The sequence below is a fragment of the Corallococcus silvisoli genome (assembly GCF_009909145.1).
In the GTDB taxonomy this organism is placed as follows: Bacteria; Myxococcota; Myxococcia; order Myxococcales; family Myxococcaceae; genus Corallococcus; species Corallococcus silvisoli.
Genome location: NZ_JAAAPJ010000009.1, coordinates 412,981 through 424,936, shown reverse-complemented (window position 1 = coordinate 424,936; position 11,956 = coordinate 412,981). Strand labels below are relative to the sequence as shown.

8 protein-coding genes are annotated in these 11,956 nt (G+C 69.6%); 5 read left to right on the top strand and 3 right to left on the bottom strand.

The window, feature by feature from the left end; genetic code table 11:
• Together GTY96_RS20405 and GTY96_RS20400 are read left to right on the top strand one after the other, a co-directional pair.
• Positions 1-1,658, top strand: a 1,658-nt coding sequence (locus tag GTY96_RS20405; RefSeq protein WP_235685728.1) for a condensation domain-containing protein, incomplete at its 5' end; no start/stop codon positions are given.
• Positions 1,655-3,097 carry a glycosyltransferase gene (locus GTY96_RS20400; protein ID WP_143904303.1) on the top strand — a complete coding sequence of 481 codons (1,443 nt, stop codon included), beginning with the start codon at positions 1,655-1,657 and terminating at the stop codon, positions 3,095-3,097. The genes GTY96_RS20405 and GTY96_RS20400, both read left to right, overlap by 4 nt.
• Positions 3,098-3,152: 55 nt before the next feature.
• Here GTY96_RS20400 and GTY96_RS20395 read toward each other — a convergent pair whose 3' ends face one another.
• Positions 3,153-4,028 carry a class I SAM-dependent methyltransferase gene (locus GTY96_RS20395; protein WP_255442453.1) on the bottom strand — a complete coding sequence of 292 codons (876 nt, stop codon included), beginning with the start codon at positions 4,026-4,028 and terminating at the stop codon, positions 3,153-3,155.
• A gap of 111 nt (positions 4,029-4,139) precedes the next feature.
• Here GTY96_RS20395 and GTY96_RS20390 point away from each other — a divergent pair, with 111 nt between their 5' ends.
• The 3 genes from GTY96_RS20390 (at position 4,140) to GTY96_RS20380 (ending at position 7,940) form a co-directional block, all read left to right on the top strand.
• Positions 4,140-5,303: a hypothetical protein gene (locus GTY96_RS20390; protein WP_143904305.1), complete on the top strand. Its 1,164-nt coding sequence runs from the start codon at positions 4,140-4,142 to the stop codon at positions 5,301-5,303.
• Positions 5,304-5,423: 120 nt separating this feature from the next.
• Positions 5,424-5,786, top strand: coding sequence for a YciI family protein (locus GTY96_RS20385; RefSeq protein ID WP_143904307.1), 363 nt, complete (start codon positions 5,424-5,426; stop codon positions 5,784-5,786).
• 132 nt (positions 5,787-5,918) lie between these two features.
• Entirely contained in the window at positions 5,919-7,940 is a 2,022-nt protein-coding gene (locus tag GTY96_RS20380) for a membrane dipeptidase (protein ID WP_143904309.1), read from the top strand.
• A gap of 89 nt (positions 7,941-8,029) precedes the next feature.
• On the opposite strand, the gene GTY96_RS20375 is transcribed toward GTY96_RS20380, so the two are convergent.
• Together GTY96_RS20375 and mxcH are read right to left on the bottom strand one after the other, a co-directional pair.
• Positions 8,030-9,280, bottom strand: coding sequence for a hypothetical protein (locus GTY96_RS20375; protein WP_143904311.1), 1,251 nt, complete (start codon positions 9,278-9,280; stop codon positions 8,030-8,032).
• A 60-nt stretch (positions 9,281-9,340) separates the two neighbouring features.
• The gene (gene mxcH / locus GTY96_RS20370; protein ID WP_235685727.1) at positions 9,341-11,902 is read right to left on the bottom strand and encodes a TonB-dependent siderophore myxochelin receptor MxcH; all 2,562 of its coding nucleotides are present in this window, start codon (positions 11,900-11,902) and stop codon (positions 9,341-9,343) included.
• Positions 11,903-11,956: the final 54 nt, after the last annotated feature.

Below are 11,956 nucleotides of genomic sequence, written 5' to 3'. Positions count from 1 at the left end.
CGCTGCCGCTGACGCCGAGCGGGAAGGTGGACCGGGCGAAGCTGCCCGCGCTGAGCGCCGATGCCACGCCGCGCACGAGCGCCTTCGCGGCGCCGCGAACGCCGGTGGAGCAGCTCATCGCGGAGCAGTGGGCGGAGCTGCTGAAGGTGGAGCGCGTCGGGCTGCACGACAACTTCTTCGACCTGGGCGGCCACTCCCTCATCGCCACACAGGTCGTGACACGCCTGGGTGCGCTCTTCGGCCGGGAGCTGGCGCTCGCGGATCTCTTCGAGCGTCCCACGGTGGTCGCATTGGCGGAGTTGCTTCAGACGCCCGGCAAGGCGGACGCGGTGAAGCCGCTCCCGCCCGTCGTGCGGACGCCTCCTGTTGATCGCCTCCCGCTGTCATTCAGCCAGGAGGTCTACTGGTCGCCGGAGCAGGGCGGCGCCGAGAGCGCGCACAATGCATCCCCGGTCGTGCTCGGTCTGGGGGGCATGTTGGATGTGGCGGCCCTGAAGCAAGGCGTCGAGGAGATCGTCCGCCGCCACGAGAGCCTGCGCACGACGTTCGCCACGGTGGATGGGCGGCCGTGGCAGCACATCGTTCCTCCCGGGCCGGTTCCGTTCGAAGTGGAGGCGCTGGACTCGCTACCGGAAGCGGAGCGGGAGGCCGAAGCCCTGCGCCGCGCGCGGGCGCAGATGGACCTTCCCTTCGACCTGGAGCACGGGCCGCTCTTGCGCTGTCACCTGTACCGGCTCACCGCGGAACGGCACGTGCTGCTGGTCAACATGCACCACGCGGTGACGGACTTCGTCTCCTTCTCCGTCTTCGCGGGCGAGCTCGCCGTGCTCTACGCCACCTTCCGCGAGGGGCGCGCATCGCCTCTTCCGGAGCTGCCGATCCAGTACCAGGACTTCACCCGCTGGCAGCACGCGTGGCTGAAGGACGGAGCGCTGGAGCGGCTGCGCGCGTACTGGGCGGAGAGGCTGTCGGGGTCGCCCCAGGACGTGCAGCTGCCCCTGGACTTCCCGCGCCCGGAGCGCGAGTCCCTGCGCGGCGCGAGCCTCGACCTCGTCCTGCCTCCGGAGCTCGTCGCCGACCTGCGGCAGCTCTGCCGCGCGGAGGGCGTGACGCTGTTCATGTTGCTCCTGTCCGCGTTCCAGGTGCTGCTGGCGCGCCGGTCGGGCCAGGACGACATCCGCGTGGGCTTCGCGCATGCCCAGCGGCCGCGCCCGGAGTTGGAGCCGTTGATCGGCATGTTCGCCGGCTACCTCGTCATCCGCTCCCAGATGGAGCAGGGGCTCACGCCACGCGATGCCCTGGCCCGCGTCCGCACGGCCTACCTTGAGGCGTTCGCGCACCAGGGCTTGCCCCACACGGAGCTGGTCCGGCTGCTGCCCGAGCTGTGCCGCATCGGCTTCACCTTCTCAGACCGGGAAGGCAACTCTCCCCAGGTGCCCGGCCTCGCGGTCCGCCCGCTGATGCGCACGCGCGGCTGGACGCTCTATGACCTGAAGCTGGGCGTCTCCGACGCGCCCCAGGGTCTCATCGCCACGCTCGAATACAAGGTCGAGCTGTTCCGCCCCGACACCGCCGCCGCGCTCCTCCAGGAATGGCGGCAGGTGTTGGAATCCTTCCGTGACGCCTTCTCCCATCCCACCTCGAGGAACCAGCCATGACGCAGCAGCGGGTCAAACTTTTCGTGGAGTCCGAACCCTTCCGCACCGCTTCGGGTGTCATCAACGGCCTCATCCAGGAGGATTTGCGGCAGCAGGGCCACGAGGTGAATGCCCACTTCAAGCACCGCCCCGGCGGCCCGGACACGCCCATGCCGGTGGCGACCGCGGATCGGCTGCGCCGCATCCAGGCCGAGCCCCCCGCGGACCTCGCCATCTTCTGTGACCACGGCCTGTGGATTCATCCCCCGGGGCCCGCCATCGCCCGCCGCTCCGCCGTCATCTTCCACGGCCTCGTGGGCGGACAGTCCCTCTGGCTGGGCAACCCCGCCGTGGACCTGTACTGCGCCTACTCCGGCTACATGCGGGAGGTGCTCATCAGCCTGCTGACGATGCCCGACGTGCGCCGCCGCACCTGCCTGGATCCCTCGGGCTTCGACAAGGTGGTGGACTTCCACGCGGGCCTGCCCTGCGTCGCCAGCGCCACCGGCGACTCCCGCATGCAGGGGGCGCAGATCCCCGAGCGGGTCCAGCAGGCCCTGGACGCGGGCGACGTGCTGGGCCATGCCCTGCAACCGCGCAAGCCGGACTGGTACGCCGTCCTCAACATCCTCGTGCACCTCAACCTGCAGTCGCGGGAGGCGAACGGGCCGCGCTACCGGCTCATCGTCGATGCGGAGGACTTCGCCCTCATCGACTACTCCTATACGCACGGCTTCCCGTTCGACGTGAGCGCCGCCCGGTCCATGCTGGATGCGATGGGCTTCACCCTCGCGGACCTGCTCATCCCGGTGCGCTTCCTCAATCAGGCCGCGCTCTTCCGGCTGTTCGAGCTCACGAAGTTCGGACTCTCGTTCAACGTCTACCCGGAGCCGTTTGGCTTCTATCCGATGGAGTCCGTCTACCAGGGCTGCCCCGTCTACACGAACGGCATTGGCAACAACCGCTTCGGCTTGCCGCCCGGCCACGGTGTCCGCGTCTTCGACAACGTGGACATGGCCTTCGGGGATCCGTTCTCGTTCCAGGAGGTCGCGAACGCCATCCTGGAGGACGTCCGCTCGCGCGACCGCGTCACCCAGGAGTGCGCCCGGGGCCGCGAGTTCATCACGCGCCACTTCGACCGCGACAGCTTCACGCGCACCTGGCGCGAGTGCCTGGCGCGGCTGGACGCCCCCAAGCCGGAGCCCCGCCCCTTCGAGTCACTTCACGTGAAGCAGAGCCCCATGGTCCGCAAGGTGGACGAGGACACGGGCCGCGTGGTCAGCGACTTCGAGCGCCTGACCCTGGAGCCGCGGGAGCTGGCCCTCCTGAAGGCGGCCGTGGATCGCCCCATGGGCGACGTGCTCCGCGACATGGGGGAGGCGGATCAGGACCTGCTCCAGGGCCTGTTCTCCCGGGGCGTGCTCACGCTGCGGCCCGAGGGCTATTCGGCCCAGCTGTAGCCCAGGGCACTCGGGGCATGGCCGCGACCGCGCCATGCCCCGGGCCGTGGCCGGCTCAGGCCGGGTTCTTGCGGACGATGACCTGGAAGCCCTTGAGCACCACCTCCAGGTGGTCCGCGGCGGCGCTCAGGAACGCGTCGATGCCGATGTCCGGACGCGCGATGCGCGTGTGCGGCGTGAGCTGCGCGGTGGCCATGCCGTAGTCGTCGAAGATCATCCAGCCGCCCGGCCGCAGCAGGCGCCAGCTCAGCACCGCATCCTCCAACGTGTCGTAGGCCTGATGCGAACCGTCCACGTAGATGAGGTCGTACGCGGGCTCGGGAGCCAGCCGGCGCAGCACCACCGAGGACGCTCCCTTCAACTTCTCCACGCGGGCCTGCGCGCCGCTGGCGGCGATGTTCGCGTCGAAGCGCTGGGCGTACTCCCCTTCGAACAGGTCCACGCAGGTGATGCGGCTGGACGCGTCCGTCAGCACGTTCTCCAGCAGCCAGATGGCCGACCGGCCCTCGTAGCTGCCGATCTCCAGCGCGCGCACGTCGTGCTTCCCGGCCAGCGGCGCCAGCGCCTTGCGCCAGTCGTCCTCGCACTTCGACATCCAGTCGGAGGAGAACTGGTAGCGCCCCACCTGCCGGGCCGCCGGGTGGCGCTCCAGGTAGCCGCTGAGCGCGGTCTTCGTCTCACCCGACACCCAGGGCATCTGAAGCAGCCGCTCCACCGCGACGCGGGCCGCCAGCCGCAGGTTGTCCGCGGACGTCGCATGCGGGCCCAGCTGCGCCACCGAACCGTCCTTCACCAGTGCCCACGCCGACTCCACGTCCCTCAGCCAGGTCACCACCGCCGCGTTCGCGTCGGGACCCGGTGCCTTCATCAGCTCCTGCACCCGCGAAGCAAGCGATGAAACCTTCGAGGCGATCTCCACTCCTGGATTCACTTCGACCTTCCTTTCCACTGGCGGGCGTTGGGCCCCACTCGGACCCAATGGTAAAGGAATCCGTGTGTTGGTGGGAAAACCTCTAATGCTTCAAAACATGGTTCTGACTCCATGAACGACACCCGCTTGTTGGTGACCTCCATCGTTCGTATCTCCGGTACGGGCGAAAGCAGTGGCTTTGTCCGGTGGGTGAGCACGGGGCAGCGCCGCGTGCTGAAGACGTGGCCCATCCAGGAGAGCCGCTTCCGCCAGTTCGATCTCAACCCCCGAGGCGGGCTCCGCGGGGGGCGAGGCATCGGCAGTACGGAGGAGCGGCTGGTCATCGCGATGACGGACCGGCTGTACGTGTTCGACCGGCAGTGGAATCAGGTGGGGGAGTTGACGCATCCGCTCTTCGGGGAGGTCCACGACATCCTGGTGGAGCCGGATGGGGTCTGGGTCACGGCGACGGCATCGGACGCGCTGCTCAAGATCGGCTGGGATGGAAAGCTCCTGCGCTCCTGGAGCTGGCGGAAGGATCCGGTGTTGGCGGAGGCGCTGGGGTTGGGGGCCTGGGCGGGGGAGGCCGCGGAGGTGGACTACCGCGATCCCCGCCAGCTCCCGGCGCTCTACGACTTCGTGCACATCAACGGCGTGGCGCGCGCGCCGGAAGGGTTGTTGCTGTCCTTCGGCTTCGTCGCCTCGGCCGCGACGCGCAGGTTCCAGAGCATGCTGGGCCTGCCGGGACGACTCCTCCAAGGCATGGGCATCGACACGCCGATGGCCCGGCCCTCGCGCATGTTCGCGATGCGCTTTCTGGGCGCCCGCTATTCATCGTCGACATGGCTGGGCGTGCTGCTACCGGACGAGGGGCCCGCTCGCATCGTCACGCGCAAGGAGGGCGTCAAGATCCCCAACCACAACCTGCTCTGGCACGAGGACTCGCTCGTCTTCAACGACACCCACTCCTCGCAGCTGGTGCGGCAGGCCGTGGATGGGAGCTGGCGGCGTCAGGTGTCGGTGCCCGGCAAGCCGGCCTTCGCGCGGGGCCTCGCGCCGCTGGACGGTCAGCGCTTCATCGTGGGGAGCCAATGTCCCGCCGCGCTCTACGAGCTGGACCTCGGCACGGAGCGCAGCGAGCTGCTCTGCGCGCTGAGCGACAACGTCCACGAATGCGTCTACGCCGTCCACGCAGTGCCGGATACGTTCGGAGAGCCCCCTGATCAGCTCTGGGCCTCCCCCGCCATGGCCGCTCCGGTGGAGGCGGCGTCCCCTGCCATCGCGGTGGGGCGCTGAGCGGGCGCTCAACGGGCGACGACTTCACGCGTTGTCATTTCCATCCGCCCCGGTGGGCGTGCTGAGACAGCCTCCACGTTGGAGGCCCCGCCCTGCGCGGTGCCTCGGAAGGAGCCTGGAATGTCATACATGCTGGTGGTGATGCAGACGGTGGGCGGGAAGCCCCGGACGGTGGACGAGAAGCGCGTCGCCGCGGAGCGCATGGAGCGGATGCGGGGCTTCGGCGCGGGCCTCCAGGCGCGGGGCATCCTCCAGGCCGCTGATTCCCTGCGCTCGGACATGGAGGGCGTCCGGGTGGAGCGGCGGGAGGGCAAGCTGAGCTTCAGCGACGGCCCGTTCACGGAGTCCAAGGAGATCATCGGGGGCTTCTTCCTGGTGGACGTGAAGACGCGCGAGGAGGCGCTCGAGCTCGCCAGCCAGTGCCCCGCGGCGGAGTGGTCCACCGTCGAGGTCCGTCAGAGCGGCCCTTGCTTCGACGAGTGAAGGCACCGGGGGACGCGATTTTTCATGCGACGCGTCAAAGCCATGCGCCATCACGCTTAGGCGGTGAGATTTGATTACCCGGAACGGGTGCTGATACGCCGGGTGCATCTCCACCCCGGAAAGGTGCACCCCATGTCGCGTCGTTCCCGTTCCCGTCGCTGGTTGTCCCCGTTGCTCGCCGCTTCGGCGCTGGCCTGTGGGCCCGTCGCCGACGAGCCTCCCTCGCCACCGGCCGCGCCCGAGGAGGTCGCCCAGCCGCTCGCGGTGGGCGGCTTCGCGGAGATGCACCACCACATGTTCGCCGAGGAGGCCTTCGCCGGCGGCTGGTTCCATGGCAGCCACACCGGCACGCTGACGACCTGTGATGGCGGCATGCCGGAGAGCGACCACGCGCGCGTCCGCATGGACCTGCGCGACATGCTCAACATCTGTCCCAACGCCGGCAGCGTGAACCTGGGCGGCGTGCCCATCCTGTCGGACGTCTTCGGCGTGGGCGGCGCGGTGGCCTCGGAGGTGATTGGTCAGGTCGAGGGCACGCAGGGCGACACGGGCCTGCACCTGGGCCGCATGGAGACGCCCACGCAGTGGCCGCGCTGGGACACCATCGCCCACCAGCAGGCGTGGGAGGGGTGGCTCAAGCAGGCGAAGCAGGGCGGCATGTCCCTGGTGATGGTGTCGCTCGTCAGCAACGAGTTCCTCTGCAAGGCCCTGCCGTACCAGAACCTCAAGCGGCCTTGTGACGAGATGATGGACGTGGACGTCCAGCTCCAGATGGCTCGCGACTTCGACGCGCGCACGGACTGGGCGGAGATCGCCCTGTCGCCCGCGCACGCCCGGCAGATCATCGCCGCGGGCAAGCTCGCGATGGTGCTCTCCATCGAGTCCAGCAAGCTGTTCGGGACCAAGGACTGGCGAGCGGAGCTGAACCGCGTCTATTCGCTGGGCGTTCGCTCGCTCCAGCCCGTGCACCAGCTGGACAACCGCTTCGGCGGCGCCGCGCCGCACAACGCCATCTTCCAGGTCGCCCAGTTCCTGGAGAACTGCCACATCGACACGGACTGCGGCATCACCGGCCCGGGCTTCACGCTCGGCTTCGACGTGGATGCCAACTGCCGCAACACCAAGGGCCTCACCGCGGATGGCAAGGCGCTGGTGCAGGAGATGATGGGCAAGGGGATGCTCGTCGACATGGCCCACATGTCCGAGAAGAGCATCCAGGACACGTATGCCCTGTCCCAGGCGAAGACCTACTACCCGCTGTTCATCTCCCACGGCCACTTCCGCGAGGTGATGAACCCGGACCTCGCCGCCAACGAGAAGACGACGCCCTCGTGGGTGGTGCGCTACGTGCGCCAGACGGGCGGCATGTTCGGCCTGCGCACCGCGCATGACGAGACGCGCGACTACACCCGCACGCCCGTCGCCAACACCTGCCAGGGCTCCACGCGCTCGCTCGCGCAGGCGTACGAGTTCGGCCGCCAGGGTCTGAAGGTCAACATGGGCTTTGGCGCGGACCTCAATGGCTTCATCCAGCAGACGCGCCCGCGCTTCGGCGACTTCGGCGCGTGTTCTGCGGGCTTCCGCGCGGAGGCCGACACGCAGCGGGAGCAGCAGAACGTCTCCGGCCCGCCGCGCCTGGGCACCGACTTCGACATCTACGGCCTGGCCCACGTGGGCCTGCTCCCGGACGTGGTGAAGGACCTGAAGCAGCTGGGCGTCAACACCAGCGGCCTGGAGGGCTCCGCGGAGAACTTCATCCGGATGTGGGAGCGCGCCAACAGCACGCGCACCGGCATGGCGGACGCGGCCACCGACATCGACACCGGCGGCGTCGCGGCCTACGTGCCCAAGGCCACCCGTGAGGCCCAGTACCCGAAGATCTGCGGCAAGGCCTACGCTCCCAGCACCAAGGCGGTCTCCGAGACCTGCCGCTTCGACCAGGAGTGCAAGAGCGGCGACTGCAGCGCGCTGGACAACTGCGGCGACGTGCCCGGCGTCTGCACCTGCTCCACGGACGCCCACTGCGCCGCGACCCAGTTCTGCGGCTGGGGCACCAACGCGGGCAAGTGCGTGACCAAGCGGGCCAAGGGCGCCCTGTGCTCCTCCGGCCGCGAGTGCCAGTCGAACAAGTGCTCGTGGCTGATGTGCACCTGAGCCCTGGCGCATGAAAAAGGCCCCCGAGGACCGGAGACGGAGGCTTCCGTCCCGGGCCGCGGGGGCCGAAGTACCGCCGACGACAGGGGCTAGCGCAGCTGGAGGAACGAGAAGGACAGGCCCTCGTGCGTCGCCACCAGCTTGCCGCTCAGGTCGGTCAGCTCGCGGAAGTTGGTGTTGCTGCCGCCGTTGGTGAACTCGGTGAACAGGGTGCGGTCATCCGCCTGGAAGAGGAAGGAGCTGCCCGTGCTGGCCGGCAGCGTGTCCACCAGCGTCGCCTTGGCGCCGGAGGCCGGGTCCAGCTTCCACCACTTCCACGCCACGGCGCTCGCGATGACGCGCGGGTGCGTGCCCTCCGCCACCGTGTAGACCGACTCATCCAGCACGCGCAGGTAGCCGGTGCCGTTGGGGCCCGCGAGCAGCGAGCCCGTGGCGCCGTCGTTCGTCAGCGAGCCCAGCTCCTTGAAGAAGGTGGCGTCGTACTTGCCCGTCGCCGGGTCGAACTTCAGGAGGCAGGGGGTGGGCACGTCCGGGTTGCTGCCGGACACGCGCTTCACCGCGGCGCCGTACGCCTCCGTCGCCAGGTACACCTGGCCGTCGGTGCCCACGATGCCGTCGCGCACGTAGCCGCAGCGGTCGTCGCGGACGACCACGGCGCTGTCATTCGTGGTGTCCACCACGATGATGCCCGCCTGCTTCGTGATGCCGATGCCCGCGGACGGGCGCCAACCCAGCGGCATCAGCACCTTGTTGCCCACGCGCAGGGGGTTGGACGCGAACGTGAGGATCGCGCCGTTGATGGCCATGTCCGGCAGCGCGACGCTGTTCGTCAGCGTCATGTCCTTCGGGTTCCAGATGATCAGCTGCGCCGTCCGGCCGTCGAAGTAGTAGGCCTTCGTCTCCGACACGAACTGGAACTGGTTCTGGTACTCGCCAATCGTGGTGAGGCCCTTGCCCGCGAAGCTGACCTCGCCCGCCTTCTCCAGCTTGTTGTCGTTCGTCACGTTGTAGCGGGTGACGGTGGCGTTCGCGCTGCTGGACACGAAGAGCGAGCCCGACTTGGAGATGCCGGAGCCCAGCGCGCGGCCGTTGATCTCCGTGGCGTTCGCCAGGGACAGCGGCGCGGTCTGGTCCACCTTGTCCGTGAGGATGATGTAGCTCTGGGACTCCGTGTCGGTGCTCACCTGCGCCACGAACGCGTACAGCGGCGTCTTGGTGACGGGGCCGGCGTCCGGGTTGTTGTTGTCCGGATCCGTGTTGTCGCTGCAGGCCGCGACGAAGGAGAAGGCGAGTGCCGCGAGGACGCGGCCCGGGGTGCGGAAGGAGGGTGACAGCTTCAAGGAGATCCCTTTCGATGGGGGTTTGCGGGTGCTGCGTGCGGAGTGCCGGAGGCGCGGTGCTCAGCGCTCCAGCGTGAACTTGGCGGCGAGGCTGCGGCCGGGGCGTTGGACGCCGTAGAAGTCGTAGGTCCGGGAGTCGGTGAGGTTCTGCAGGTCCAGCGTCCAGCTCAGCCGCGTCGTCATGTCGCGCACCACGTAGGTGACCGCGAGCGAGTGGGTGAGCTGCGAGGGGATGCGCGACTTCGTCACCTGCGCCCCCAGGCCCTCCCACGACCGGAAGAAGCCGTGCACATAGCGGGAGCGCCACGTCACCAGCAGCTCGTCGTGGTCGCGCAGGAGGTCGCCCACGCGCCCCTGCGCGCTGCCATTGCCGAGCAGGTAGGGGCGGTTGGGGATGCGCTGTCCGTCGAACGCGCCGAAGTTGCCCTCGGTGGAGACATTGCGAACGTCCTGCCAGGTGGCGTTGCCGTCCAGGGCCAGGTACTGACCGGGCGACGTCCACCCCACGCTCCCGAGGGCGCCCAGCGCGCGGGCCGCGTACACGTTCTGGTAGAGGAAGTAGCTCTCCCGCCCGATGAGGACGATCAGCTGATCGGCCAGGCGCGCGAAGCCGCCAGCGCTGGCGCGGAAGCCGCCCCCGCGGCTGCTGGGCGCTGACGCGTAGCTCAGCCCCAGGTTGAAGTTGTGGCTGACCTCGGGCCGCAGCTCCAGGTTGTCGCCAATGAGCAGCCCGTCGCCAAAGAGCTCGTCCGGGCGCGGCAGCCGCGTGGCCCACTCATAGGAGGCCTTGGCGATGAGCGAGGTGGACAGCCGGTAGCGCAGGCTGTCGCCCACGCCGAACTCGTGCGCGGTGCGGCCCAGGTTCATGAACTCGTTGCTGGCCAGCAGCTTCTTCGCGCGGGTGTCCTGGAGGTAGTCCTTGGCGAAGACGATGTTCTGGAGCCGGCCGTCGAAGGCGTCGTGCTGGTACTCCAGGCCCGTCACCAGGGACGTCACGCCCCGGCCCACGGACAGCGGATCCGCCTCGCCGCGCGCCTGGAGCTGGCGGTCCTCGCCCGAGCGCTGGACGAAGGTGGGGGCCACCGCCAGCCGCACCGTGTGCGCTCCGCCGGGCACGGGCACCCAGGCGGCGTTGAGGCGCGCGAAGGCGGTGTGCTGGTTGACGTAGCGCTCCACGGCTCGCGATTCGATCTCACCCGGCTGGGGCAGGGTGACGACGCAGCGGCCGTACCAGTCGTACGCGCAGGTGCCCAGGTCCAGGAAGCGGTTGCGGCGGAACGTGTAGCCGCCCACCGCGTCCACGGTGAGGCCCGGGTCGAAGGTCTGCGCGTAGCGCAGCGTGGCGCCCGCGGTGCCCTCCGCGGTCGTCACGTCGCCATAGGCGGACTCCATGGCGACGTCGTTCTGGATCTCCCGGCCGGCGGCGTTGAGGAAGGCGCGCACCAGCAGGCGCCGCGCCCAGGGCCGGTCCACGTAGCCGGCCTCCACGCTCGCGCCTCCGGCGCGGTAGCCGTCATGGAAGCGGCGCACCTCCACGGGCGCGAGCTTGCCCAGGTCGTTGGGCACCTCCACCTGGATGGGGTAGTTGTTGCGCGCGTCGTCGTAGAAGCCGTGCGCGCGCACCAGCAGGCCGGTGGACTCCTGGAGGTGGCGGACGCTCGCGGTGAAGCGGTGCGTGTCGAAAGAGCCCAGCTCATACGAGCCCGTCACGCCCGTGCCGCGCACGTCCTGGTCGGTGACGAGCTCCACCGCGCCGCCCAGCGCGTCCGCGCCGAAGCGGATGGGCACCACGCCCTGGAAGATCTCCATCCGCTGCACCAGGTTCACCGGCACGCTGGCGATCGCGGGCCCGTAGCCCGCCAGCTCCAGCGGAACGCCGTCGATGAAGAAGCGCACCTGATCATCCGACAGGCCCGCCACCGAAACGCGTGCTCCGCTGCCAAGTCCCCCGGCCCGCCGCACGTCCACGCCTTCCGTGCGCGCCAGCGCGGTGCCCAGGTCGGCGGTCTCCATGCTGGCCTGCTCCAGCTCGACGACCTGCACCGCCTCCGCGGACTTGCGGCGGCGCTCGGCCTGCGTCTCGCCCACGCCGGTGACTTCGACGGTCTCCTCGTACTCCTCCGGGGCCGTGTCGGGCGCGTGGGACTTCGCCGCCGTCATCGTGATGCGAGGGGCCGGCGGCGGTGCCGGCTCCACGGGCGCGGCCAGCTGGAACACGTAGGTGTAGGTGACGCGGGCGGGGGCCGCGACGCCGTTGCGCTTCGCGGGCTCGAAGCGGAACTGGAGCGCCGCGGTGCGCGCGGCCTCGTCGAAGCCGTGGCCGACGGGCTCCATCACCTCCGCCTGGGTCACTTGCCCCTGCGCGTCCAGCCGCAGCCGCAGCCGGACGTTCGCCTCCAGCTTCTCGCGCGCCGCTTCGGGCGGGTAGGGCGCCTCCACGGAGCGGAGCAGCCGCGGAAGCTCGATGACCGGAGCCGCGGGCGCCGGGGTCGGCTGCGCCGCATCCTGGGCGCCGGGCTCGGCCGTTCGCGCCGGAGGCGGCTCGGGGGCGGCCTCCTCCTGGAGTCCTCCCGCGTGCGCGAGTCCACTGGCGCACGGGAGGGACAGCAGGGCCACGCCCATGCCCGGAAGCCATCGCCGCGTCGTCGCTCTTATGATTATGAGAATGGTTCTCAT